The sequence below is a fragment of the Ruegeria sp. CF4 genome, assembly GCF_056537345.1.
On record NZ_JBQFRJ010000001.1, the window covers coordinates 1,062,466 to 1,086,979 of the forward strand.

The following is a 24,514-nucleotide window of genomic DNA, read 5'->3' on the forward strand; positions in this document are numbered from 1 at the left end:
CCCCTTGATCCAAGGGGGCCGCACCCCCATAACCGATGCAGAAACAAACATATTCAAGGACCGATGGAACCCACCTCTTCTCTGCTTGATGGCGCATTCTGGATCACCTCAGGCTCTATTCTCCTCCTGCTCGTACTCTCGGGCTTCTTCTCTGGCTCGGAAACGGCGCTTACGGCATCTTCGCGCGGGAAACTGAGGACGCAGGCAGATAAAGGATCGAAGGGCGCGCAGAAGGCGCTTGATATCACCGACGACAATGAGCGCCTGATCGGTTCCGTCCTGCTGGGCAACAACCTCGTGAACATTCTGGCAGCCTCGCTGGCGACCGCGCTTTTCACCCGGCTGTTCGGTGAAAGCGGTGTCGCGCTGGCCACGCTGGTGATGACCCTTCTGGTTCTGATCTTTGCCGAGGTGCTGCCCAAGACCTATGCGATCACCAATGCCGAAAAGGCTGCAGCGCTGGTCGCGCCCGTCATCAGCATCGTAGTCACAGTGTTCTCACCCGTGGTGGCTGCCGTGCGCCTGTTTGTACGTGGCGTGCTGCGCCTGTTCGGTGTGCAGATTGATCCCGACAGCAACATCCTGGCCGTGCGCGAGGAGATCGCGGGGGCGCTGCAACTGGGCCACTCCGAAGGTGTGGTCGAAAAAGAAGACCGTGACCGCATTCTGGGCGCGCTGGATCTGGGCGACCGTACGGTTGAAGAGATCATGCTGCATCGCTCGAATATCGAGATGATCGACGCCGATGACGAACCCGAGGCAATCCTGCAGCAATGTTTGGAAAGCCCGCATACCCGCCTGCCCGTCTATCGGGATGAGCAGGAAAACATTGTGGGTGTCGTCCATGCCAAAGACCTGTTCCGAGCTATGTATGCGCAAGTGGGCGGCGCGGATGGAGATACCGAGCGGCTCAAGAACTTTGACATCGCGAAGGTGGCCAACGATCCTTATTTCGTACCCGAAACCACCACTCTGGACGACCAGATGCGCGAGTTTCTTAGGATGCACAGTCACTTTGCGCTGGTGGTGGATGAATACGGCTCGCTGCGCGGACTGATCACGCTCGAAGATATTCTGGAAGAAATCGTGGGCGAGATTGCCGATGAGTTCGACATCGACGAAGAGGTGCCCGTCACCCGGACCGATGATGGCCAATATCTGGTCGAGGGCGCGATGACCATCCGGGACGCCAACCGCGCACTCGACTGGTCCCTACCGGACGAAGAGGCCAACACGCTGGCCGGTCTGGTAATCCACGAGGCGCAGATGATCCCTATCGTTGGACAGGTGTTTTCGTTCCACGGCTTCCGGTTCGAGGTCACAGCACGCGAAGGGAACCGGATTACCGGGCTGAAAGTCCGTCCTCTCTGATCTATGGTTTCATAATTCTGACTTGAGGAGATGTGCCGGATGCCCAGCTTGAAACGGAAACTCTGGCACAGTGGTGACCGACTCAGTTGTGTGGTCTGTACCATCCCCTCGGCAGTTGTAACGCAGGCAATCGCGGCCTGTGGCGTCGACTCGATTGTCGTCGATCTGGAACATGGCGCGGTCGATTATGCCTCGGCCCACGCCATGATCGCCGCGACCGCAGGCACAGATTGTGCGCCTTTGGTACGGGTGGCCGAGAATGACCCTGCACAGGTGAAACGCGCGCTGGATCTTGGAGCGGAAGGGATCATGTTCCCCCTGATCCGCACGGCAGACGAGGCGCGTCAAGCCGTGGCCAGCCTGCGGTACCCACCCGACGGGACGCGCGGGTTCGGCCCATTCATTTCTCAATCGCGCTGGGGCAAGGATTTCGGGACTTACGCGCCAGACATTCAGCCCGAACTAATCTGTTGCCTTCTCGTTGAAACCGCCGAAGCCGTAGAGAATATCGAAGAAATCTGCGCCGTTCCCGGAATTGATCTGCTAATACCCGCTCAGTTTGATCTAAGCACCGATCTGGGCCTCATGGGGCAATTCGATCATCCTGATTTTCTGGCTGCGGTCGCGCGTATCGAAGCTGCGGCCAGGAAAGCGAATCTGCCCCTCGGCAATGTCGCCCTGACCGAGGACCGCGCCCTTAGCTTGTTTGACAATGGTTATCGGCTGGTCGGCGGCTTTGACGCCCTGTGGCTGCGGGAAAAGGCGCTGCAAATCCGGGGCTGGTGCAATACGTAAGCGATGTCGCAAACAGGACAGTATTGCCTCTGAACCGGATACAGGCTTCCGAAAAATCTGAGGGAGTTCCAACGTGAAAACTACTACACGCGTTGCGGTTATCGGCGGTGGGGTCGTCGGCTGTTCCGTTCTGTATCACCTGACCAAATTGGGCTGGTCTGATGTCATGCTGCTGGAACGCTCGGAACTGACAAGCGGTTCAACCTGGCACGCAGCGGGCGGGTTTCACACCTTGAATGGCGACACCAATATGGCCGCACTTCAGGGTTACACGATCCGGCTTTACAAGGAGCTGGAAGAGATCACTGGTATGTCCTGCGGCCTGCACCATGTTGGCGGCGTTACGTTGGCCGACAATCAGGACCGCTTCGACATGCTGCTGGCCGAGCGTGCCAAGCATCGTTTCATGGGGCTGGAGACTGAAATCGTCGGTCCGGACGAAATCAAGAAGATCGCCCCTATCACCAACACTGACGGTATCCTCGGTGCGCTTTACGATCCTCTGGACGGGCATCTGGATCCGTCAGGCACAACCCACGCCTATGCCAAGGCCGCGCGAATGGGAGGCGCCACGATTGAGACCCACTGCATGGTGCGCGAGACCAACCAGCGCCCGGATGACACCTGGGATGTGGTCACCGACAAAGGCACCATTCATGCCGAACACGTGGTTAATGCTGGTGGCTTGTGGGCGCGCGAAGTTGGGGCGATGGCGGGCATCTACTTCCCGCTCCACCCTATGGAACACCAGTATCTGGTCACCGACGCCATCCCCGAGATTGAGGCGATCATCGACGCGGGCGGCGAGCATCCGCATGTGATGGACCCGGCGGGCGAAAGCTATTTGCGGCAGGAAGGGCGCGGTCTGTGCATCGGCTTCTATGAACAGCCCTGCAAGCCCTGGGCTGTGGATGGCACACCATGGGAGTTCGGGCATGAGCTGCTGCCCGATGATTATGACAAGATCACCGACAGTATCGAATTCGCCTATCGCCGCTTTCCGGTTCTGGCCGAGGCTGGTGTCAAATCGGTCATCCACGGGCCTTTTACCTTTGCGCCAGATGGCAACCCACTGGTGGGGCCGATCCCCGGCGTGCGCAACTACTGGTCAGCTTGCGGCGTCATGGCTGGCTTCAGCCAGGGTGGCGGTGTCGGCCTGACGCTGGCGCAATGGATGATCGAAGGCGAACCGGAACGGGACGTCTTCGCGATGGACGTAGCTCGCTTTGGTGATTGGATCAGCCCCGGCTACACACGCCCCAAGGTGGTCGAGAACTATCAGAAACGATTCAGTGTGGCCTATCCCAACGAGGAGCTGCCAGCCGCGCGCCCAAACCGCACCACGCCGATGTATGACATCTTCTCAGATCTCGGCGCGGTCTGGGGACAGCAATACGGGCTTGAGGTTCCGAACTATTTCGCACAAGGCGATGAGCCGGGATATGAAACGCCCTCATTCCGCCGCTCGGACGCGTTTGACGCCACAGGGCGCGAGGTACGGGCGGTGCGCGAAGGGGTTGGCATCAACGAGGTGCACAATTTCGGCAAGTACCGCATCACCGGGTCCGGTGCGCGGGGCTGGCTCGACCAGCTCATGGCGGGTCGGATTCCGAAACCCGGCCGCCTGTCTCTGACGCCGATGCTATCGCCCAAGGGCAAGCTGATCGGCGATTTCACCGTCTCATGCCTGAGCGAGACCGAGTTCCAGCTGACTGCCTCATATGGCAGCCAAGCCTTTCACCTACGTTGGTTCCAGCAGAACGCTCAGGATGGTGTGCAGGTCGAGAATATCAGCGATCGCCTGAACGGTTTCCAAATCGCCGGGCCAAAAGCGACCGAGGTTCTGGCCGGTTGCACGCGCGACGATATCAGCGCTCTTCGTTTCCTTGACGTGCGTCGCATGACGGTCGGCATGACTGACTGTATCGTTCAGCGCGTCAGCTACACCGGCGATCTTGGCTATGAGATCTATTGCGATCCTATGGCGCAGCGGCAGCTTTGGTGGACCTTGTGGCAGGCAGGGCAACCGCTTGGCATGGTCCCCTTCGGGATGCGCGCAATGATGAGCCTGCGATTGGACAAGTTCTTTGGCTCGTGGATGCGGGAGTTCTCACCCGATTATACAGCTGCCGAGACCGGGCTGGATCGGTTCATTTCTTTCTCGAAATCCGCCCGGTTCATCGGGCGCGCGGCAGCAGAAGCCGAACGCCCGGCCCGTAAGTTGGTGGCTTTCGAGGTCGACGCTGATGACGCAGATGTCAACGCCTATGAACCGATCTGGCTGGAGGGCGAGGTTGTCGGTTTCTGCACCTCAGGCGGCTATTCCCACTACGCTCGGAAATCTATCGCGATGGGTTTCCTGCCTATCGAACGTGCGATGGCAGGTCAGGAAGTCGAGATTGAAATCCTCGGGCAGATGCGCGGTGCACGCGTGACCACCTCCCCCCTGTTCGACCCGGATGGAGCGCGAATGCGGGGGTGACTCGGCGCACAACCGGGGGCATGGTCGCTAGATGAGCGCGATTCCCATTATCCTTCTGGCCGCCGGGCAATCCAGTCGCATGGGCGGTGCGGATAAGCTGTTGCAACGGATTGACGGGGTTCCGCTCCTGCGTCGGTCTGCCCTTGCAGCACTGGCCGCTGGCCCAGTAATCGCCGCCCTGCCGCCCAGGCCGCATCCACGCTATGCGGCGCTGGATGGGCTCGATATCACCCGCGCCGAAATTGCCAACGCCACAGAAGGCATGAATGCCAGTCTGCGTGGCGCGATGGCTCTGGTCCCGGCAACCGCGCCTGCGGTGATGGTACTTTTGGCGGATTTGCCTGACCTGACATCAAGTGATCTCCGCTCCGTACTGCTGTCGAGGTCACAGTATCCGGATAATCTGGTTTGGCGTGGTGCGACCAACGATGGCGCACCCGGCCATCCGGTGATTTTCGATCAAGCGTTGTTCCACGCTCTCAAGGAATTGACCGGCGACACCGGCGCCCAGGAAATCGTTAAACAGTGCAAGGGCAAAGTTCACTTGCACTGCCTGCCGGACAATCACGCTCTGCTGGATCTGGATACGCAAACGGATTGGGAGAAGTGGCGATCAAACCGAACGCTGAAATGAACACGGCCCGGTCGCGAACGACCGGGCCGGTTGCCCAAAAACAGGACTACCACTTTCACCAATCTCTCTAGCGCGGTCAGATCACCAAACAGGTTGTCTGACTATACGCTGCCGAACCTAAACAAGACCCCCTCGTTAACATGCCGCTCAGCGCTATGGAGACTGAGATGCGCCTTCAACACCCCCTAGTGTCTCAGGCCCCCCTCACTTGGGCAATTACATCGTCGCCTATCAGGTGCTTTCAAACAACGTAAAATTGGAAGAATTGGTAAATTTCCACAAAATCGACTTGGCGCTTGCGCAACAATGCAACAGTCTGGAATCTCGCTTGAGTTGTACATTAAGCCGCTCACCACATTACCTAATGTGAATATGGCCTTTGGGGCCTATTGTTTCCAATTTGTTTTAAGGCATCTTTACCAATCGCCAGAAACACGTCCCTCGGGGAGAAACAACTTTAAGGTGATCTTCGGTGATTTGACCAGAGGTGCGGTTTATTTGTTAACGAAACTGATTCAATTCGGCGCTTTTTCCTGACTGTCGACGATGTCGGCAACAATCGACCGATTCGCCCTACGTAAGCTTGGCTGATTCCCGCTCATGCGCCGTTGGTGAACAACCGCATAGGAAGGACAGAAAACGGCAAAATTAAGGTTTCTTAATTTTTCACTCAGGAACTGCAAAGATTGACTGGGCATCTCCTGTCTCAAGCGCGGGCTCAACCGCCATACAAAGACAGGAGTCAAAATGAGCATCCGTAAATCCTCACTGCTTTTCCCACGCACGACTAGCTGGATGGGCGCAAGCGCACTGGGCGCGGCCATGCTGGCCACCACCGCCCTGCCCGCGATGGCAGACGAGGCGCTGGCAGATCTGGTTGAAACCGTATCACCCTCAGTCGTTACGATCATCGCCAAGCAAGACACAGCACCAGTCCCGACGCAGGGACAGGAGTTCGATTTCGAAGGGCACCCCTTTGGTGAGTTCTTCAAACGCTTCGGCGGACCGGAAGGTTTCCAGATGCCGCAGCGTGGTCCGAGCCAAGGTCTTGGCTCTGGTTTCGTCTTGGACGAGGCTGGATACATTGTCACCAACCACCATGTGGTCGACAACTCGACGGAAATAACTGTCCGCTTGAGTGACAACCGCACCTTCGAGGCAGAGATCGTAGGCACCGACCCGCTGACTGATATCGCTGTTTTGAAGATTGATGTAGGCGAAGATCTGCAAGCCGTACAAATGGGCGACAGCGATGCCATCCGAGTGGGTGAAGACGTGGTCGCCATCGGCAACCCCTTCGGGCTCAACTCAACTGTCACAACGGGTATCGTGTCGGCTAAGGGCCGCAATATCTCGGAAGGACCTTATGCCGAGTTCATTCAGACGGATGCGGCCATCAACAAGGGCAACTCGGGCGGTCCGCTGTTCAACATGGAAGGTGAAGTGATCGGCGTGAACTCTGCCATCTACTCACCTAGCGGCGGCTCGGTCGGCCTCGGATTTGCTGTGACCTCAAACATCGTGGATCACATCACTGCGGACCTGCGCGATGACGGTCAGGTCAGCCGCGGATGGCTGGGTGTGTCGATCCAGAATGTCAGCCCCGAACTGGCGGCAGCGATGGGCGTCGAGACGGCGACCGGCGCGCTCGTTTCCGATGTGGTGACCGACAGCCCGGCGGATGGCGCGCTGCAACAAGGTGACGTGATTCTCAGCTTCAACGGAGAACCCGTTGATTCCAGTAGTGATCTACCGATCCTGGTTGGCACCACCAAGGTGGGTACTGACAGTGTTCTGACAGTTCTTCGCAATGGAAAAGAAGAACAGATTGAACTGACCATTGGCCAGCATCAGTCTGCCTCAGCCGAGACCGACAGCGTAGTCGAGGACAAGTTCGAAGGCACTTCGCTGGGTGTGACGGTTGCTCCGCTGACCGAAACGGCACGTGCGGAAATGGGCGTGGGCGAGAATGTGGACGGCGTGGTTGTCACCGACCTCAAGCCCGAAAGCCCTGCAGCAAAGGCTGGTTTGCAGCGCGGCGATGTGATCGTGCGGCTGGGTAATCTGGACACCGCGACCCCGGACGCGCTGAAAGACGCGCTGGAAAGCGAAAAGACCGATCCGGCTCTGGTGCTGATCAATCGCGGCGGCAACCAAATCTTCGTCGCGGTCAAGATCGCCTGAGCCACAACACCTAAGCGCGCCACATGATGGGGAAATCTGGTGCGCTTATTCCGGAGGGTGCGGATTGTCCACGTACCACTGGGACAGCCGGGTGCGGCATCGCACCCGGCATGTTTTTTTCAAAGAGTATCTGTGTTTATATCCTATTGGGAAAGGAGCCCCGACCATGAGCAGACGCCTGTTGATTGTTGAGGATGATCAGGAGACCCGTGATTTCATCGCCAAAGGCTTTGGCGAGGAAGGCTATGTGGTCGAAGTCGCGTCGGATGGCCGCGAGGGCCTTTATCATGCGACTGATGGCGGTTTCGATGCCGTTGTTCTGGATCGAATGCTGCCGGGGCTGGATGGTTTGTCGTTGATCAAGTCCATGCGGGCTGCGGGGTTGAAGACGCCCGTGTTGATGCTGACCGCGATGAGCGCGGTTGATGAACGGGTCAAAGGCCTCCGTGCCGGGGCGGATGACTATCTGGTCAAACCTTTCTCGTTTCAGGAATTGCACGCCCGGATCGAGGCCTTGCTGCGCCGTCCGCAGGAAGCAGAAGAAACTCCAACTCTGGCTTGCCGCGATCTCGAAATGGACCTGCTTACGCGTAAAGTCACACGCAACGGGCGCGAGATCACCCTCACCCCGCGTGAATTCCAGATATTGGAGTACTTCCTGCGCCGCAAAAACCGCGTCGTCTCTCGCACTATGCTGCTGGAAGGCGTCTGGGACTATCACTTTGACCCCAACACAAATGTAGTCGACGTCCATATCTCGAAACTGCGCCGCCAGCTTGATGAAGAAGGTGCCGACCCGATGATCGAGACAGTAAGGGGCGCTGGGTACATGGTCTCGGATGCCTGACCTGCGCCTGTCGCTGAGGAATGCGCGCACCCGGCTGGTCATGGCCAGCATGGTGCTGAGCACATTGCTGACCGCAGCGGTACTGGTAACCGTTTACGTGACCGCCAATCGCACAATCTCGGATGAGACACGCTCGGTCGTACAGGCAGAACTCACGGGTCTGGCGGATGAATATGAACGCCTCGGCATGATCGGGTTGATCACTGCAATCGAACGTCGCCTGCCCACCGCGGCCCAGCGGGACGCCCTATATTTGCTTACAGGTCGGCAAGGCACCAAGCTGGCAGGCAACCTGGCCCATTGGCCCGAAGGGATCACGCCGGGCAGCGGCTGGGTCGAGTTGCAATTGCGCCGCGAAGACAGCGACCAGACGGTTCCAATATCGGCTGCGTCCGTTCGGCTTCCCGGTGGCGAACGGTTGCTGGTTGGACGCGATGCATTGGCGCGCCAGCAGTTCGACCGCGCTCTGTTTCGGTCCGTCGCATTGGCGCTCGGGACTGCGCTTGCGTTGAGCCTGCTGACAGGTTGGCTGCTAACACGTCTGGTGTTCTCACGTCTCAAAGATATCGCTGACACGGCCGATAACATCGTTTCGGGCGATCTGGCTTTGCGTATGCCATTGCGCGGTACGGGTGACGAGTTCGATCAGGTCTCGGGCACGCTCAACAACATGCTGGATAAGATCGAAGAGTTGATCAGTAATCTTAGGACCACTTCGAATTCCATTGCGCATGATCTGCGTTCACCGCTTTCGCGCCTGCGCCAGCGGGTCGAGTCACTGGCTGAGCCTGACAAAAGCGACCAGGAGCGTGATATCGATCTGGCCCGCGCAACAGGTGAGATTGATCATCTGCTGCGCGTTCTCAGCCAACTTACCGAAATCTCGCGCGCCGAGGCCGGCCTGGGCCGCGAGCAATTCGAACCGGTGAATTTGCAGCAATTGGTCAGCGACGTGGTCGAACTCTATGAACCCGTCGCCGCAGATCAGAATATTCGGTTGGAGGTCAAAGGCAGAACCGAGCCGATACAAGGTCACCGCCCTTTACTGTCACAGGCCCTCTCAAACCTCCTGGAAAACGCCATGCGCTACGCTCCGGCGGGTACTGCGATCACCATCGAAATCCGCGAAGATGGCGCCTTCACATTGCTGAGCGTTCGTGACCGTGGCCCCGGTGTGCCCGAGCGTGATTTGCCAAGATTGCAGATGCCCTTCGTCACTCTGGACCCTGCCCGCACCGAGCGCAATGCGGGCCTCGGGTTGGCTCTGGTGGCTGCAATCTCGCACATGCATGGCGGCAAGTTCATTGCAAAGAACCGAAAGCCCGGTCTGGAAACTATTATAAAGCTGGCGTGAACGTCGCGAAGCGCATTAACAATGGCAGTTAATACACTGCTGTATCAAATAAATAGCGTTAAAGAACTGCAGGTAAAGCAGCGTAACCCCGGAAGCGGATACGACCGCCTTGTTTGCGATCAGGTAAAAGCTTGTACTCGGGGTATCTGTGCAGAAAACGACCCAGTGCGATCCGCCCTTCCAGCCGAGCGAGCGTCAGGCCAACACAGACATGCGGACCACCTGCGAAGGCCAGATGCCGGTTGGGTTTGCGGGCAATGTCGAACCGGCTCGGATCATCGAACACCGCAGGATCCCGGTTGGCGGCGCCGATGCAGAGGTGCAGATTGGTGCCTTTGGGTATATGCAGGCCCTCAAGTTCTATATCAGCCGTGGTTTCACGATTGCCGAACTGGTTCGGTGAGCGGAAGCGTAAAACCTCCTCAACCGTCGAGTTGATCAGCGCGTCATCGTGCAACAGACGCGCGCAATGCTCCGGATGATCATGCAGCAGCGCCAAACCGTTGCCGATCAAGTTGGTCGTTGTTTCGTGACCCGCATTCAGGATGAAGATGCAGTTCTGCAGCAGTTCAATCTCGCTGAGTTGTGCATCCGCCCCCTCACCCCGGATCAAGCGGGTCAATACGTCCGTTTCCGGGTCACCCGGATTGGCACGACGGCGCGCAACGAGGTCTTCAAGATAAGCTTTGAACTCGGTCACCGCCCGATGCCCGGTCTCCAACTGTACCTCGGTCAAAGACGGTTCCAGCGCGCCCAGAATAGCCAGAGACCAGTCGCGCAGCGGCCCGCGTTCTGACATGGGCACGTCCAGCAGGTTCCCGATGATCTGAATTGGAATCGTCGATGCAAAATCCTCGATCAGGTCCACCTGATCCCGGCCTGCCATCGCATCCAACAGCGTATCGACGGTTTGGATCAACCCCGGCTCCATTCGTGCAATGGCGCGGGGTGTCAGGGCCGAGGTCATGATCTTACGCACCCGCGTGTGCAACGGCGGGTCAGAGAATACCAGAGAAGTGGTATGGTGTTCGAAGAGTGGTGAGCCCGCCCCGAATTTCGGTCCAAAGGCAGCCTTCTTGTCCGATGAATAAAGCGTGGTGTCGCGATAGACGCGATCCAGATCAGCGTGGCGCGACAAAAGAACAGATCCATCGGGCTGCGGCAGCACCGGCGCGTGTTCCAGTAATGCATCATAGATCGGGAACGGATCATCGATAAAGCCCACAGGTGGGTTCATCAGGTCCAGATTTTGCGCCAATTCTTCGTAACTTACACGACTCATTGCATCCTCCCTGCCCCGTCACTTGCCTAACGCAAGGAACAGACTCAGACAACTCTGCCCGGGTGACATTCGACAAGGCTCGGGCTATGACAGAGGCATGTCTGAACCGGTCTCTTCGATCAGAAACCTTGGCCCCGCCTTCGAGCAAGCCTGCGCGCGCGCGGGCATTCATTCCGCTCAAGAGTTGCGGGACTTAGGCGCGGATGAGGCTTATGCGCGCCTTCTGCAATCCGGCTCGCGCCCGCATTTCATTGGCTACTATGTGCTTGTGATGGGCCTACAGGGCCGACCGTGGAACGACTGCAAAGGCGAAGAAAAGAAGGCACTGCGCAAGAGGTTTGATGCGATCAAGGCCGGGGTGAGCCGGGCGCCGGAAAGCCAGATGGTCTCGGATCTGGACGCCGTGGGCGTTCGTGTGACCGCTGCGGACCTCAAACCCGTTTGAGAAAGAAAAAGGCCGCCCCAAAAAGGAGCGGCCCAATCTGTTCACCGATGTGGAGGCTTAGCCAACCAGCTCGATGCCCGAGAAGAAGTAGGCGATCTCAACCGCTGCTGTCTCAGGTGCGTCCGAACCATGGACCGAGTTTTCGCCAACTGATTCAGCGAACTCAGCGCGGATGGTGCCAGCTGCTGCGTCTGCAGGGTTGGTTGCGCCCATGACTTCACGGTTCTTGGCAATGGCGCCTTCGCCTTCCAGAACCTGAACAACAACAGGGGCCGACGACATGAATTCGCACAGTTCGTCATAGAACGGACGCTCGGCATGTACTTCGTAGAACTTGCCAGCTTGCTCTTTGGTCATGTGGATGCGCTTTTGCGCGACGATGCGCAGGCCCGCTTCTTCGAATTTGGCGTTGATCTTGCCAGTCAGGTTGCGGCGGGTTGCATCGGGTTTGATGATCGAGAATGTGCGTTCCAGTGCCATATCGGCCTCTCCTTACAATGTGGCGCGGGTCCGCGCCGAAATCCATCGCGCGCCGCCTAACATGGTATTTGCTTCAAGAAAAGTAGAATGATGCCTTTGCGGTCAGATCGTATCGGGAAGCGGCTCCAGACGATCCACGCGACGCACATAGAGTACCGCAAGAAGGCCGATGAAACTGCTGCCGCACATCATGCTCAGCACCAGATAAGGTCCGTTTTCCGGGCTGACAAACGCGCCGGTCATCGACGTCAGGATCGCCCCAAGCGCCACGATCATCGCACCTGAAAGCCCCGCCGCACTGCCGGCCAGCTTGGGGCGCACGGACATGACACCGGCGGTCGCATTGGCGTTTGTCAATCCGTTGCCGAACCCCACACAGATGGCCGACCCGAAGAACACCCAGACTGACCCCAGGCCAGCTATGAACAGAAGTAACCCGCAAAACGGTCCGGTCGAGGCCACGATCCGCCCGATCAGGATCATTGTGGTCAGTCGTGTGCGTGCCGCGATCCGTCCCGTCACAAAATTACCGACCATGAATCCGCCCGTGATGATGCCGATCCCAAGACCCAGCATGGCCGGACTCAAATCGAACCATGCCGCAGCCACCAAAGGCGCTCCGGTGATGAAGCTGAAAAAACCCCCTATCGAGAACGATACGCAAAGGGCATAGCCCCAGAATCGGCGCGCTCGAAAGAGGTGTGGATATTCGCGCAATTGGGCCGAGAAGGTTGAGGCGCGGATGAGATTTGTCTCGCCCATATCAAGCCACAGAAGGGCCAGCAGCCCTGCCCCCAACAGCGAATACAGAACAAACCCCGCGCGCCATCCAAACAGCATGTCCAACGCGCCGCCCAACATCGGACCCAACATCGGCGCAAGCGCCATCGCCATGGCGATATAACCCAGTTTGCTCGCGGCCTCATTCGGAGGATATCGGTCCCGGATCGAGGCGCTGGACAACACCGATCCTGCCACGACTACCGCCTGCAGCAGGCGAAAGCCCAGGAACAGCCAGATCGACTCGGCCATGACGCAGCCGATCGAGGCAATGACGAAGATCGTCATGCAGATCAACAGCACGGGCCTGCGTCCAAAGCGATCTGACAGCGGTCCCATGATCAACTGTAGCACGGCAGATACGGCCAGATACCCCGCAACCGACAGGTTCACGAGGCCGTAGTCCACCGCGAAATCCTCGCTCATATGCGCCAGTGAGGGCAGAAACATATTCAGGGACAGCACAGACAACGCCGTGGCAAAGATCAGCGTGATCAAACTGGGGGGCGTCTGGGCCGCGCGCATGTCGAAAACCGTTTCAAAAAAGCAAACGAAACAGCGCTAACACATTGCCTGGCGTTTGAACATGCCAAGCCGCTGGCGGCGGCATCGTGGCTCTGCTAAGAGCGGCCTCATGTTACGGATCGAAGATATCACCTATGCCGTTGAGGGCCGCCCTTTGTTCGATGGGGCCAGCGCGACTATCCCTGATGGTCACAAGGTTGGCCTTGTGGGCCGCAACGGGACCGGCAAGACCACTCTTTTTCGCCTCATCCGGGGCGAGCTTGCATTGGAGTCGGGCAATATCTCGGTCCCGAAGCGGGCGCGGATTGGAGGAGTGGCGCAAGAGGTACCTTCTTCCGATGTTTCGTTGATCAATACTGTCCTCGCCGCCGATACCGAACGCAGCGCGTTGATGGCCGAGGCCGAAAGCGCCGAAGACCCCGCGCGCATTGCCGATATCCAGACCCGTCTGGCCGATATCGACGCCTGGTCGGCTGAGGCACGGGCAGCGTCGATCCTTAAAGGTCTGGGGTTTGATGACGAAGATCAACTGAAACCCTGTTCCGATTTCTCGGGCGGCTGGCGGATGCGCGTGGCACTGGCGGCGGTGCTGTTCTCTCAGCCCGATCTGCTGCTACTGGACGAACCAACCAACTATCTGGATCTCGAAGGCGCACTGTGGCTTGAAAGCTATCTGGCGAAATATCCTCACACGGTGATCATCATCAGCCACGACCGCGGTCTGTTAAACCGCGCCGTTGGGTCGATCCTGCATCTGGAAGATCGCAAGCTCACCTATTACGCAGTCCCTTACGACAAGTTCGCCGAACGCCGGGCGGAACGTCTGGCGCAAGCGGAGTCGGAGAACGCCAAGGCCAAGGCCCGCATCGCCCATCTGCAGAGTTTCGTGGATCGCTTCCGTTATAAAGCGTCGAAGGCCGTACAGGCCCAGTCCCGCCTGAAGATGATCGAGCGCATCCAACTGGTTTCAACCCCGCAAGAGGCCGCCTTGCGCGCGTTCTCGTTTCCCGAGCCCGAGGAGCTATCGCCGCCGATCATCCAGATTGAAGGCGGTGTGACCGGCTATGGCGAGATTGAGGTACTGCGCCGCCTGAACCTGCGGATTGATCAGGACGACCGGATCGCATTGCTGGGCAAGAACGGTCAGGGCAAGTCGACCCTGTCCAAGCTGCTTTCCGACCGCCTGCCCCTGATGGCAGGCAAGATGAGCCGCTCTAACAAGCTGCGCATCGGTTATTTCGCGCAGCATCAGGTGGATGAGCTTTATGTGGACGAGACCCCTCTGGACCACTTACGACGCCTGCGTCCCGACGAGGCTCCGGGCAAATGGCGGTCGCGTCTGGCCGGGTTTGGTCTGAACGCGGATCAGGCCGAGACTGTGGTCGGTCGACTGTCAGGCGGTCAGAAAGCCCGCCTGTCACTGCTGATCGCCACCATTGACGCACCGCATATGCTGATCCTCGACGAGCCAACCAACCACTTGGACATCGAAAGCCGCGAAGCGCTGGTCGAAGCACTGACTGCATATTCCGGCGCGGTTGTGCTGGTCAGTCATGACATGCACCTGCTGTCGCTCGTGGCAGACCGGCTGTGGCTAGTCTCGGACGGGACGGTGAAGCCGTTTGACGGCGATCTGGAGACCTATCGTGCCCTGCTGCTGGCCCGTGACAAGCCGGTGAAAGAGAAACCGCAATCCGCCAAGCCCAAGCGCCCCTCGCGCGATACCATGCTGGCGCTGCGCGCTGATCTGCGCAAATGCGAGGATCGGATCGAGAAACTGACGGACATGCACGACAAACTCTCGGCCAAACTGGCGGACCCGGCATTATATGAGGATGACAAGATCAACGATCTGGAAACCTGGAACCGAAAATTCGCCGAGGTCGCTGAAGCGATGCAAAAGGCCGAAACCCTCTGGGTCGCTGCCGCCGAACGCTTGGAACAGGCAGAGAATGCAGCATGATTGAAATGGCCTTCTTCATCACGGCGTTCACCACCATGTTCGTGGTGATCGACCCGTTCGGCACTACACCGATCTTCGTCGCGCTGACGCAAGACATGGATGCCGCGACGCGCCGCAAGATCGCCATCCGCAGTTGCCTGACTGCGGTGTGCATCCTGATCGCCTTCGCCGCGTTTGGCGAGGCTGTATTGGGCTTTGTCGGCATCTCGATGGAAGCCTTCCGCGTGGCCGGTGGTGCGCTGCTGTTTCTGACCGCGCTCGACATGCTGTTCGACCGCCGCACCAAACGCCGAGAGGATCGGGCCGAGGAGGAAGAGCATCCTGACCCGTCCGTTTTCCCTCTGGCCATTCCCCTGATCGCTGGACCCGGGTCAATTGCCACCATCATCCTGCTGGCTGGCCAGAACCCGGGCATTCAGGGTATTGCCGCCGCCTGTGCCGTGATGCTGGCAGTCATGATCGTGGTTTTCGTGTTCTTTCTGGCCGGAGGCGTGATCGCTCGCATTCTGGGCAAGACGGGGCTGAACGTGCTGACCCGGCTACTGGGCATGCTGCTGGCCGCGCTGTCGGTGCAGTTCATTCTGGATGGTCTCAAGGCCTTTGGTTTCGCTTCCTGAGCCCCCATATATGTGGCTAACCAACTGAGTACGGGTGACGGAATGGATGGCGAGAATATCGGGCGTTTGACCTATCTGGTGTTGCTGGCTGCTGCACTACTGATGTGGTTCATCACCCAAAACCGTCAATCACTGGGCAAGACGATGCAACAGGTCGCCGCCTGGGTGTTCATCTTTGTCGGCGTCATTGCCGTGATCGGGCTTTGGGATGACATCCGCTCGACCGTTGGCCCTTCGACTCAGCTGACTGTGACCGACCACCGAATTGAGGTGCCCCGGTCATATGACGGGCATTATTACCTGCCGATGCTGGTGAACGGCAAAGCGGTGACCTTTCTGGTCGATACCGGTGCCAGCAACATTGTCCTGAGCGACAAGGATGCCGCGCGCGCCGGGATCGATACTACGCAGCTGACCTATCTTGGGCGCGCTGCGACTGCGAATGGTATGGTACGCACGGCTCCGGTGCGTTTGGACAGCATCGCGCTCGGGCCGATCACGGACCGCAATGTGCAGGCCTCAATCACTGAGGGCGAACTGAACCAGTCGTTGCTGGGTATGGCGTATCTGCAGCGCTTCTCGAACGTCCAATTCGCTGATGGACGTCTGATATTGTCGCGCTGACGACATTCATCAATTGAGAACAAAATGAGAACATGCTAATCTGGTGGCATGTCTACCCAGCTTCTTGGCCGCAAACCCGCACGCACCCCGCCCGGGGTGGTTCTGCATCCACAGATCAACCTGCAACTGGCCCGTGTGCACGAGGCCTGCGGCCCCGCGCGCCGCAGCTTTGCCATGTGGCTGGCAGGGCGGACGCAAGGGCCGGTGATGTGGATTTGCCCCGAATGGGAGATCGGGCAATTGCACCCCGAAGGTATGCTGCCCTTTGCCGATCCCTCGCGCTTTCTGCTGGTTCGTCCGTCGAAGGCCGAAGACCTGCTCTGGTGCATGGAGGAGGCCCTGCGCAGCGGCGCAGCCCCGCTTGTCATCGGCGATCTGCCCGGCCCGCCGGGGCTGACCCCGGTCCGGCGCCTGCATCTGGCCGCAGAACAGGGCGGCGCGGCGGGGCAAGCTCCGCTGGGAGTGTTGTTGACCCCCGATGATGGAGGTGCGCAAGGGATCGAGACGCGCTGGCATATGGCCCCTACCTATTGCGATGCAGGCCAAGGCTGGACCCTGACCCGCCGCCGCGCCCGTTCGCAACCGCCTGCCAGTTGGATCGTCACGCAGACCACCGATCAGACCACGATACATCTGCAACGGACCGAGACCAAAGACACGACTGAGTGACAGCCGACCAGTCACGCAACTTGTGACTGGTCAAAACCGCAGTCGCGCCCTAGCGTTCCGGGATGACCCACGCGATCCATGATAGCCGCTATTCCTGGCTGCGCCTGCTGATCACTCTGGCCATTGCCACAGTGGTCAATGTGGGCATGTGGGCCGTCATCGTGGTAATGCCCGCCATCGAGGCACAATTTAGTGCCGGACGGGCCGAGGCGTCGTTGCCTTATGTCCTGACCATGATCGGCTTTGCGCTCGGCAATATGTGGCTGGGCCAGTTGGTGGATCGGCTAGGCGTGACCAAAGCCCTGATTGGCGCGGCAGCTCTGAGTGCCATCAGCTATCTACTCGCCACGCTGGCCCCGAACATGATGCTGCTGTCGCTGGCGCATCTGTTGTTGGGGCTGGGTACAGCGGTTGGGTTTGGGCCACTGATCGCCGATATCTCTCACTGGTTCATGCGGCGGCGCGGGATCGCCGTGGCTCTGGTCGCCAGCGGAAACTATTTGTCGGGTGCTATCTGGCCCACGCTGCTTTCGGGCATTCTGGAGCGCGAGGGCTGGCAAGAGGTCTATCTGGCCCTCGCCCTGATCACTCTGGCCACCGTGATCCCTCTGTCCCTTTTGCTGCGCCGCCCCCTGCCCGTCGATGCACACAGCACCGCCGCTGCCGCGGCCCAGTTCCGAGCGCAGAGCGTGGGCCTGTCGCCGCGCGCGCTGCAATACATCCTCGGGCTTGCCGGGATCGGCTGTTGCGTGGCGATGTCGATGCCACAGGTTCACATCGTCTCGTATTGCGTGGGGCTGGGCTATGGTCCGGCGGTCGGGGCCGAGATGCTGTCACTGATGCTGCTAGGCGGCGTGGTGAGCCGGGTAATCTCGGGCCTTGTGGCCGACAAGCTGGGTGGGTTGACCACCTTGCTGATCGGCTCGGTCCTGCAATGCATAGCGCTGTTTCTGTTTCTTCCCTATGACGGGATGGTCTCGCTTTATGTCATCAGCATGCTCTTTGGTCTTGCGCAGGGGGGCATCGTTCCCAGCTATGCGCTGGTGGTGCGTGAGTACATGCCCCCGCAAGAAGCGGGCGCTCGAGTCGGGTTTGTCATGATGATGACCATCATGGGCATGGCACTTGGCGGCTGGATGTCGGGATGGATTTACGACGTAACCGGAAATTATCAATTGGCCTTTATCAACGGCATCCTCTGGAACGGCCTGAACATCGCCATCCTGCTAACATTGATGAAGCGGTCACGCCCCCGAGGACGAGAGGTCATGGCATGACATATCTGACTCGACGCACCCTGATCGCGGGCCTGTTTGCCCTGCCCCTTGCAAGCACCGCGCAAACGGCTTTGATTCCTTATGTTCTTGCACCCAAGGGGACCTCGGTCGGTTTCACCTTCGATCTTTCGGGCGTGGCGCAATCAGGGACAATGCCGATCCGGTCCGCCGATATTCAGATCGACACCAAACGCCTTCAGAACAGCCGGGTCGATGTGGTGCTGGACGTGGCGGACGCGCGCACCAAATTGCCCTTTGCCCGCGGTCCGATGCTGGGCCAAAGCGTGCTGGACGCAAAAAGCCACCCAACGATCCGCTTCACCTCGACCAAGATACAACTCGGCCCCACTGGTCGCATTTCTGAGGGCGCAACTGTCACCGGTGACCTCACCGTACGCGGGGTAACACGACCCGTAACGCTGATGGCCAACCTCTACCGGATGCCAGGAAGTGCCGTTGACGATCTGGATGTCTTGTCCATACGGCTGGTCGGTGCGCTGAACCGGCATGAATTCGGTGCCTCAGGCTATCCGGATCTGGTGCAGGAGACTGTCGGATTGAATATCCATGCTGAGATTCTGCGGGAGAGCTGAGTTAGAAAAGCAGAAAAACGACCTGCTAAAGTCGAATAGTTGCGCGAAAAATCTGAGCGTGACGCCAAGTTGATCCCATCATGCGCACGATCATTTCCTTTGCCGCCCTGTTTCTTTCAGTCATTCTGCTGCAGCTTTCGACCGGCGGCGTTGGCCCGCTGGACGCGATCTCGGGCCTGACGCTGAACTTCTCTACGGAACAGATCGGCCTTTTGGGTTCGGCGCATTTCCTGGGCTTCTTCATCGGTTGCTGGTGGGCCCCGCGCCTGATGGGCAGCGTCGGCCACTCCCGTGCATTTGCCGTCTGCACGGCCTTGGGTGCGATGGGTCTTCTGGGGCATACCCTGACGGAAGACCCGCGCATCTGGGCCATCCTGAGGATCGCCTCGGGCACCTGCGTCGCAGGATGCTACACGGTGATTGAAGCCTGGCTGAACGCCAAGGTCACAAACGACTCGCGCGGTCGCGTCATGGGCAGCTACCGCATCGCGGACCTTGGTGCGTCGCTCTGCGCGCAGTTGATCATCGCGGTTCTGCCACCCGCGTCATATGTCTCGTACAATCTGCTGGCGATCTTGTGCTGCGCCTCGCTTTTGCCTCTGGCGCTAACACGTGCCAGCCAACCCCAAACGCCTGAGGCACCACGACTGCGCCCTCGGATGGCATGGCAGAACTCACCGCTGGCCGTCGCCGGAGTGATCGTCTCGGCGCTCAGCTCGGCCTCGTTCCGGATGGTTGGTCCGGTCTACGGGCAGGAGGTTGGGTTGGGCGTGGATCAGATCGCATTCTTCCTCGCCTCATTCGTTCTGGGTGGGGCGCTGGCGCAATATCCGCTGGGATGGCTCGCCGACAAATACGATCGTCGATGGGTATTGATCTGGCTATCGGCTGCGGCTGTACTGAGTTGCGGCATCACCATGGCTGCAAGCGGGGCTGGAACGCTGGGCGTAATGCTGGCCGCCGGGTTCTTTGGCCTGACTACCTTTCCGATCTTCTCGGTCTCTTCAGCCCACGCCAATGATTTCGCCACCACCGAACAACGCGTTGAGCTGTCTGCGGCGCTGATGTTCTGGTATGCGCTCGGTGCCATCGCCTCGCCCTATGTTTCTTCGACGCTGATTCAACAGTTCGGGCCAGGCGCATTGTTTGCTTTTGTGGCCGTGGGTCATCTGGGGCTCATCATGTTCGGGCTGGCCCGGATGCGGTCGCGCCCAACACCGGACGAGCGAACGAACTACGTTTATGCCCCACGCACATCCTTCACCATCGGACGCCTTCTGAAACGGTCGCGGGAGGAATAGAAACCCTATTCAGATGGTTCGGATGGTGGAGACGACTGGATCATTTCATCCAAAATAGCCCCGGCTTCATACCCAAGCAAATCGACTTCCATCCGCCTTGGATCACCGAACGCCCAGGCCCCCACATGTCGCTGCATGCGCTCATACCCGACATAATCGGCCATAGCTTTGTTTCCGTGCGCGTTCTCAGCAAACATAACCTGTCCGGCGGCAACTTTCTGGGGCATCACCCGTTCCAGATACAGCTCAACAACATTAACCCCGGTCACGTTCGAGCCGCCGTGATGTACGACATAAATCTTGTCCCAATCATCCTGACTGAGTGCCGCGCGGGCATCTGAGACGGCCTTGTGCAATGCGGTCAACTCAACACGCGCAGCCTCCCGCATATTGGCCGCCCAAATCGGTCGCATGTCATTTATCGCCTTTGATACATCCTGAGGGGTCAGCGTTCCGCGGTCGACCGATCCACGGACGAATGTACGGGCTGTTTCCAGCAATTGCCGTTGTTTCGCGATCGCGTCCTTTGAAAGATCAAGCTGATCAATTGACGCCAGCAACGTATCTATTGCTTGCGCGATCCCCTCAAAATCTTCCTTCCAACGCGCATCTCCAGCCTCATCCTCAGGCCATGGGGTGACTGCACCTATGATCCCCAACAGAACGTGTGAAGTGGATTTGAAGATCAGATAGTCTGAATCGTTGCGCGGATAAGAAATCTCGCCATCCTCGGTCATGACGGTTACGTCGCGGGCAATGACCATGACTGGCCGGGTTTGAGCCGTCAGTACAGCCTGACCCCGTTTGAAAATCGAAAGCATCGCCTTGTCGAAGGTATCGATGGCGGTCAGGGCATCGCTTTGTTCTGCCGATAGGCTGGTCGGCGATAGAAGTGTGGTCATGAAAATGACGGCTACGCGAATACACCGCGTCAAATACGAGTGATGCATAAATTCCCCCGTAAAATCACTTGCAGGACCATCATACACAGATCAGGGATTTCGCGAAGGTGGCGTTTGTATGGGTTTCTGAAGCTTCAACGCTGAAACCGGGCTTTTGCTAATCCCTCACATACTGTAGACGGGCGCGCAGTTAGTTACGTGGAAACGCAAAATGGCTCGGATTCTCATCACCTCGGCGATCCCCTATATCAACGGGATCAAGCACCTCGGCAACCTGATCGGCTCGCAATTGCCTGCCGATCTTTATGCACGTTATCAGCGTGGCCGGGGGAATGAGGTCATGTTCCTGTGCGCCACGGATGAACACGGCACCCCGGCCGAGCTGGCAGCGGCCAAAGCAGGTAAGCCGGTAGCCGAGTATTGCGCCGAGATGTATGGCGTTCAGGCCGACATCGCCAATCGCTTTGGCCTGAGCTTCGATCACTTTGGCCGCTCGTCCAGCGAGCAGAACAAAGTGTTGACCCAGCATTTCGCAGGCAAGCTGGATGAGGCCGGACTGATCCGCGAGGTCAGTGAAAAGCAGGTCTATTCCAACGCAGATAAACGCTTTTTGCCTGACCGTTATATTGAGGGCACCTGCCCCAATTGCGGCTATGGCCGCGCGCGAGGCGATCAGTGCGAGAATTGCACCAAGCAGCTGGACCCGACAGATCTGATCGAGCCGCGTTCGGCCATCTCGGGCTCGACTGATTTGGAGGTGCGCGAGACAAAGCACCTGTACCTGCGTCAATCCGCGATGAAAGACCAGCTGGACGCATGGATCGATTCCAAAACCGACTGGCCGATCCTGACGACCTCGATTGCCAAGAAGTGGCTGCATGACGGAGACGGCCTGCAAGACCGCGGCATCACCCGCGATCTGGATTGGGGCGTGCCGGTCAAGAAAGGTGATCAGGACTGGCCCGGAATGGAGGGCAAAGTCTTCTATGTCTGGTTCGACGCACCCATCGAATATATCGCTTGCGCCAAGGAATGGGCAGACGCGAGCGGCAAGCCGGACGCCGAGTGGGAGCGTTGGTGGCGCACCGACAAGGGTGCCGATGATGTGCGTTACGTGCAATTCATGGGCAAGGACAACGTCCCATTCCACACGCTCAGCTTCCCGGCAACCATTCTGGGTTCGGGCGAGCCGTGGAAGATGGTCGACCACCTGAAATCGTTCAACTATCTGAACTATGATGGGGGTCAGTTCTCGACCAGCCAGGGGCGCGGTGTGTTCATGGACCAGGCGCTGGCCATCTTGCCCGCTGATTACTGGCGCTGGTGGCTGCTCAGCCACGCGCCCGAGAGCAGCGACAGTGAGTTCACATGGGAGAACTTCCAGCAATCGGTGAACAAAGACCTTGCCGACGTGCTGGGCAACTTTGTCAGCCGGATCACCAAGTTCTGCCGCTCGAAATTCGGCGAAGCCGTACCCGAAGGCGGTGCGTTTGGCGAGCGTGAGAAGGCTTTGGTCGCTGAATTGACCAAACGCGTGCGGGCATACGAAGGCTTTATGGAGGCGATGGAAGTTCGCAAATCCGCTCAGGAATTGCGGGCCATCTGGGTTGCGGGCAATGAATATCTGCAATCTGCAGCACCGTGGTCGACCTTCAAGGAAGATCCGGAACAGGCCGCCGCGCAGGTGCGGCTGGGTCTGAACCTGATCCGGCTTTACGCCGTGCTCAGCGCGCCCTTCATTCCCGACACATCTGCACGGATGCTGAGCGCGATGAACACGCTCGACACCAGCTGGCCTGATGATGTGGAGGCCGCACTGTCCGCCCTGCCCGCTGGTCACGAGTTCACCGTACCTGATGTGCTATTTGCCAAGATTGCGGACGAACAACGCGAAGAATGGCAGGAAAAGTTCGCCGGAGTGCGAGACTAATCTAACCTAACTCACCTTTCTTAGACCGGGGGCTTGTATTGGCCTCCGGTCTTTTCGTTTTGAGGTTCTACGTCTTGCGGGCCATGTCGCACGGCTGAGCTTCCGCACCTAACCCTGCCGTCCGGCAGAAAAATTTCCGCAGCTTGATGCGACGCTCGCTTCGTCAACACGCTTGAGAAATTATGTCAAAGCGGCCATCCTGACCAATATGTGTTCGACTCGTCGCAGCAACCGTTCTGCTGCGGCGCGCTTTCTGTAATCTTGACGAGGCATTCATCATGTCCCCTGAATTTGCACCTACGCCCCTTCACCGCCGCGGATCGGCCAGAGCTTTGAGCGCAACCCTCGCTCTGTTGTTCGGTTTCGGGCTCGCGCAGAGTGCGACTGCGCAGGACCAAAGTGATGCACCTGCCCCCAAGGTCTCGATCGCGGCAGCCTATACGCAAGAGATCACGGATGAGGCGACCTTCATCGGGCGCGCAGAAGCCATTAACAAAGTCGATATCGTCGCGCGTGTCAGTGGGTTTCTGGAAAGCCAGGAAGTTGAGGACGGCGCGCTGGTGAATGAAGGCGAACTTCTCTTCAAGATCGAACCTGACCTTTACGAAGCCACGGTGCAATCGCGAAAGGCGGATCTCGACCGGGCTGAGGCCAATCTTGAACTGGCCAAAGTCGACCTGGCCCGTAAAGAAGAGCTTTATAAGCGCGAAGCAACACCCGAATCCGAACGCGATATTGCGCGAGCCAACGAATTGGTGGCCGAGGCTGAAGTCAAAGCTGCGAATGCCGCCATTCAACAGGCCGAGCTGGACCTGAGCTATACCGAAATCCATGCGCCCTTCACCGGTCGTCTTGGACGCGTTACGACAAGTGTCGGGGACGTGGTTGGCCCCAACAATCCGCCATTGGTCAACCTCGTCAGCGAAGCGCCGATCTATGTGAATTTCTCGCTGAACGAAAAACAGTTTACGACCGTTCTTCAACAAGTTGGCGAAAGCGCGGCATCTCTGGCAGAAAGCAACAAAAGCCCGAATGTCCACGTCACCCTGCCCAATGGCACCGAACTGGATGAAACTGGCGAGATCATCTTTGTCGACAACCGCATCGACCCTCTGACCGGGGCGATCACGGTGCGCGCTCAGTTCGATAATACCGACCGCCTGATCATCGACGGAGCGTTCCTGAACGTCCAGATCGAAGCACTCGAGCCCACGCTGCAGGTATTGATCCCGCAGGCCGCGCTACAACGCGACCAGCGCGGAGAGTTCGTTCTGGTGGTCAACGACAAACAGATGGTCGAGCAGCGCTATATCACCACCGGTGACACGGTGGACTCGGCCATTATCGTGTCGGACGGTCTGCGCGAAGGCGAAAGTGTGATCGTCGAGGGCCTGCAACGGGTACGCCCGGGCGTGGCCGTCGATGCGGTTGTCGCCTCTGAACAGCCGGGAGAATAATC

At 58.6% G+C, this 24,514-nt stretch carries 21 protein-coding genes; 17 read left to right on the top strand and 4 right to left on the bottom strand.

The annotated features are described in order from the left end of the window. Nucleotides 1-63: 63 nt before the first annotated feature. From ACR0NF_RS05300 to ACR0NF_RS05330, 7 genes are all read left to right on the top strand, one after another. Nucleotides 64-1,371: an HlyC/CorC family transporter gene (locus ACR0NF_RS05300; RefSeq protein WP_480470019.1), complete on the top strand. Its 1,308-nt coding sequence runs from the start codon at nucleotides 64-66 to the stop codon at nucleotides 1,369-1,371. A gap of 39 nt (nucleotides 1,372-1,410) precedes the next feature. Continuing rightward, on the top strand, nucleotides 1,411-2,166 hold the full coding sequence (locus ACR0NF_RS05305) for an HpcH/HpaI aldolase family protein (protein ID WP_480667027.1): 756 nt from the start codon (nucleotides 1,411-1,413) through the stop codon (nucleotides 2,164-2,166). Between the two features lie 73 nt (nucleotides 2,167-2,239). Next, nucleotides 2,240-4,648, top strand: coding sequence for a GcvT family protein (locus ACR0NF_RS05310; RefSeq protein WP_480470021.1), 2,409 nt, complete (start codon nucleotides 2,240-2,242; stop codon nucleotides 4,646-4,648). Nucleotides 4,649-4,679: 31 nt separating this feature from the next. Next, entirely contained in the window at nucleotides 4,680-5,282 is a 603-nt protein-coding gene (locus tag ACR0NF_RS05315) for a nucleotidyltransferase family protein (protein ID WP_480777881.1), read from the top strand. 747 nt (nucleotides 5,283-6,029) lie between these two features. After that, a complete protein-coding gene (locus tag ACR0NF_RS05320) occupies nucleotides 6,030-7,466 on the top strand; it encodes a DegQ family serine endoprotease (protein WP_480777882.1) in 1,437 nt (478 codons plus the stop codon). A gap of 166 nt (nucleotides 7,467-7,632) precedes the next feature. Continuing rightward, entirely contained in the window at nucleotides 7,633-8,313 is a 681-nt protein-coding gene (locus ACR0NF_RS05325; protein WP_480470024.1) for a response regulator transcription factor, read from the top strand. Next, nucleotides 8,306-9,667, top strand: coding sequence for a sensor histidine kinase (locus tag ACR0NF_RS05330; protein WP_480777883.1), 1,362 nt, complete (start codon nucleotides 8,306-8,308; stop codon nucleotides 9,665-9,667). The genes ACR0NF_RS05325 and ACR0NF_RS05330 overlap by 8 nt, the downstream gene beginning before the upstream one ends. A 58-nt stretch (nucleotides 9,668-9,725) precedes the next feature. On the opposite strand, the gene ACR0NF_RS05335 is transcribed toward ACR0NF_RS05330, so the two are convergent. Then, entirely contained in the window at nucleotides 9,726-10,949 is a 1,224-nt protein-coding gene (locus ACR0NF_RS05335; protein ID WP_480777884.1) for a cytochrome P450, read from the bottom strand. A gap of 97 nt (nucleotides 10,950-11,046) precedes the next feature. Between ACR0NF_RS05335 and ACR0NF_RS05340 the strand changes: the two genes are divergently transcribed. After that, nucleotides 11,047-11,394 (top strand): TfoX/Sxy family protein, encoded by a 348-nt coding sequence (locus tag ACR0NF_RS05340; protein WP_480470027.1) that lies wholly within the window; start codon nucleotides 11,047-11,049, stop codon nucleotides 11,392-11,394. 57 nt (nucleotides 11,395-11,451) lie between these two features. Here the strand turns inward: ACR0NF_RS05340 and ndk are convergent, their stop codons facing one another. Both ndk and ACR0NF_RS05350 read right to left on the bottom strand, forming a co-directional pair. After that, the gene (gene ndk, locus ACR0NF_RS05345) at nucleotides 11,452-11,874 is read right to left on the bottom strand and encodes a nucleoside-diphosphate kinase (protein ID WP_155143779.1); all 423 of its coding nucleotides are present in this window, start codon (nucleotides 11,872-11,874) and stop codon (nucleotides 11,452-11,454) included. A 102-nt stretch (nucleotides 11,875-11,976) separates the two neighbouring features. After that, a complete protein-coding gene (locus ACR0NF_RS05350; protein WP_480777885.1) occupies nucleotides 11,977-13,179 on the bottom strand; it encodes a multidrug effflux MFS transporter in 1,203 nt (400 codons plus the stop codon). A gap of 109 nt (nucleotides 13,180-13,288) precedes the next feature. Here ACR0NF_RS05350 and ACR0NF_RS05355 point away from each other — a divergent pair, with 109 nt between their 5' ends. The 7 genes from ACR0NF_RS05355 (at nucleotide 13,289) to ACR0NF_RS05385 (ending at nucleotide 20,223) form a co-directional block, all read left to right on the top strand. After that, nucleotides 13,289-15,142 (top strand): ABC-F family ATP-binding cassette domain-containing protein, encoded by a 1,854-nt coding sequence (locus tag ACR0NF_RS05355; protein ID WP_480777886.1) that lies wholly within the window; start codon nucleotides 13,289-13,291, stop codon nucleotides 15,140-15,142. After that, the gene (locus ACR0NF_RS05360; protein WP_480470030.1) at nucleotides 15,139-15,759 is read left to right on the top strand and encodes a MarC family protein; all 621 of its coding nucleotides are present in this window, start codon (nucleotides 15,139-15,141) and stop codon (nucleotides 15,757-15,759) included. Before ACR0NF_RS05355 ends, ACR0NF_RS05360 begins: the two co-directional genes overlap by 4 nt. 42 nt (nucleotides 15,760-15,801) lie before the next feature. After that, nucleotides 15,802-16,383 carry a retropepsin-like aspartic protease family protein gene (locus ACR0NF_RS05365; protein ID WP_480777969.1) on the top strand — a complete coding sequence of 194 codons (582 nt, stop codon included), beginning with the start codon at nucleotides 15,802-15,804 and terminating at the stop codon, nucleotides 16,381-16,383. A gap of 48 nt (nucleotides 16,384-16,431) precedes the next feature. Continuing rightward, a complete protein-coding gene (locus ACR0NF_RS05370; protein WP_480777887.1) occupies nucleotides 16,432-17,052 on the top strand; it encodes an ImuA family protein in 621 nt (206 codons plus the stop codon). A 62-nt stretch (nucleotides 17,053-17,114) separates the two neighbouring features. Then, nucleotides 17,115-18,329 (top strand): MFS transporter, encoded by a 1,215-nt coding sequence (locus tag ACR0NF_RS05375; RefSeq protein WP_480470032.1) that lies wholly within the window; start codon nucleotides 17,115-17,117, stop codon nucleotides 18,327-18,329. Next, entirely contained in the window at nucleotides 18,326-18,922 is a 597-nt protein-coding gene (locus ACR0NF_RS05380; RefSeq protein WP_480470033.1) for a YceI family protein, read from the top strand. Before ACR0NF_RS05375 ends, ACR0NF_RS05380 begins: the two co-directional genes overlap by 4 nt. Before the next feature lie 80 nt (nucleotides 18,923-19,002). Beyond that, nucleotides 19,003-20,223, top strand: coding sequence for an MFS transporter (locus ACR0NF_RS05385; RefSeq protein WP_480470034.1), 1,221 nt, complete (start codon nucleotides 19,003-19,005; stop codon nucleotides 20,221-20,223). A gap of 5 nt (nucleotides 20,224-20,228) precedes the next feature. On the opposite strand, the gene ACR0NF_RS05390 is transcribed toward ACR0NF_RS05385, so the two are convergent. Then, nucleotides 20,229-21,125: a hypothetical protein gene (locus ACR0NF_RS05390; protein ID WP_480470035.1), complete on the bottom strand. Its 897-nt coding sequence runs from the start codon at nucleotides 21,123-21,125 to the stop codon at nucleotides 20,229-20,231. A 211-nt stretch (nucleotides 21,126-21,336) separates the two neighbouring features. Between ACR0NF_RS05390 and metG the strand changes: the two genes are divergently transcribed. Both metG and ACR0NF_RS05400 read left to right on the top strand, forming a co-directional pair. Then, nucleotides 21,337-23,055, top strand: coding sequence for a methionine--tRNA ligase (gene metG / locus ACR0NF_RS05395; protein WP_480470036.1), 1,719 nt, complete (start codon nucleotides 21,337-21,339; stop codon nucleotides 23,053-23,055). Nucleotides 23,056-23,333: 278 nt separating this feature from the next. Then, on the top strand, nucleotides 23,334-24,512 hold the full coding sequence (locus ACR0NF_RS05400; RefSeq protein ID WP_480667033.1) for an efflux RND transporter periplasmic adaptor subunit: 1,179 nt from the start codon (nucleotides 23,334-23,336) through the stop codon (nucleotides 24,510-24,512). Nucleotides 24,513-24,514 lie beyond the last annotated feature (2 nt).

What these genes read in the sequence shown, in the direction of transcription:
- ACR0NF_RS05330 (WP_480777883.1), top strand. Translation starts at nt 8,306, where the DNA reads ATGCCTGACCTGCGCCTGTCGCTGAGGAATGCGCGCACCCGGCTGGTC.
- ACR0NF_RS05400 (WP_480667033.1), top strand. Translation starts at nt 23,334, where the DNA reads ATGTCCCCTGAATTTGCACCTACGCCCCTTCACCGCCGCGGATCGGCC.
- ACR0NF_RS05335 (WP_480777884.1), bottom strand. Translation starts at nt 10,949, where the DNA reads ATGAGTCGTGTAAGTTACGAAGAATTGGCGCAAAATCTGGACCTGATG.
- ACR0NF_RS05360 (WP_480470030.1), top strand. Translation starts at nt 15,139, where the DNA reads ATGATTGAAATGGCCTTCTTCATCACGGCGTTCACCACCATGTTCGTG.
- ACR0NF_RS05300 (WP_480470019.1), top strand. Translation starts at nt 64, where the DNA reads ATGGAACCCACCTCTTCTCTGCTTGATGGCGCATTCTGGATCACCTCA.
- ACR0NF_RS05305 (WP_480667027.1), top strand. Translation starts at nt 1,411, where the DNA reads ATGCCCAGCTTGAAACGGAAACTCTGGCACAGTGGTGACCGACTCAGT.
- ACR0NF_RS05355 (WP_480777886.1), top strand. Translation starts at nt 13,289, where the DNA reads ATGTTACGGATCGAAGATATCACCTATGCCGTTGAGGGCCGCCCTTTG.
- ACR0NF_RS05320 (WP_480777882.1), top strand. Translation starts at nt 6,030, where the DNA reads ATGAGCATCCGTAAATCCTCACTGCTTTTCCCACGCACGACTAGCTGG.
- ACR0NF_RS05380 (WP_480470033.1), top strand. Translation starts at nt 18,326, where the DNA reads ATGACATATCTGACTCGACGCACCCTGATCGCGGGCCTGTTTGCCCTG.
- ndk (WP_155143779.1), bottom strand. Translation starts at nt 11,874, where the DNA reads ATGGCACTGGAACGCACATTCTCGATCATCAAACCCGATGCAACCCGC.
- ACR0NF_RS05350 (WP_480777885.1), bottom strand. Translation starts at nt 13,179, where the DNA reads ATGCGCGCGGCCCAGACGCCCCCCAGTTTGATCACGCTGATCTTTGCC.
- ACR0NF_RS05390 (WP_480470035.1), bottom strand. Translation starts at nt 21,125, where the DNA reads ATGACCACACTTCTATCGCCGACCAGCCTATCGGCAGAACAAAGCGAT.
- ACR0NF_RS05365 (WP_480777969.1), top strand. Translation starts at nt 15,802, where the DNA reads ATGGATGGCGAGAATATCGGGCGTTTGACCTATCTGGTGTTGCTGGCT.
- ACR0NF_RS05370 (WP_480777887.1), top strand. Translation starts at nt 16,432, where the DNA reads ATGTCTACCCAGCTTCTTGGCCGCAAACCCGCACGCACCCCGCCCGGG.
- ACR0NF_RS05375 (WP_480470032.1), top strand. Translation starts at nt 17,115, where the DNA reads ATGACCCACGCGATCCATGATAGCCGCTATTCCTGGCTGCGCCTGCTG.
- ACR0NF_RS05385 (WP_480470034.1), top strand. Translation starts at nt 19,003, where the DNA reads ATGCGCACGATCATTTCCTTTGCCGCCCTGTTTCTTTCAGTCATTCTG.
- metG (WP_480470036.1), top strand. Translation starts at nt 21,337, where the DNA reads ATGGCTCGGATTCTCATCACCTCGGCGATCCCCTATATCAACGGGATC.
- ACR0NF_RS05340 (WP_480470027.1), top strand. Translation starts at nt 11,047, where the DNA reads ATGTCTGAACCGGTCTCTTCGATCAGAAACCTTGGCCCCGCCTTCGAG.
- ACR0NF_RS05325 (WP_480470024.1), top strand. Translation starts at nt 7,633, where the DNA reads ATGAGCAGACGCCTGTTGATTGTTGAGGATGATCAGGAGACCCGTGAT.
- ACR0NF_RS05315 (WP_480777881.1), top strand. Translation starts at nt 4,680, where the DNA reads ATGAGCGCGATTCCCATTATCCTTCTGGCCGCCGGGCAATCCAGTCGC.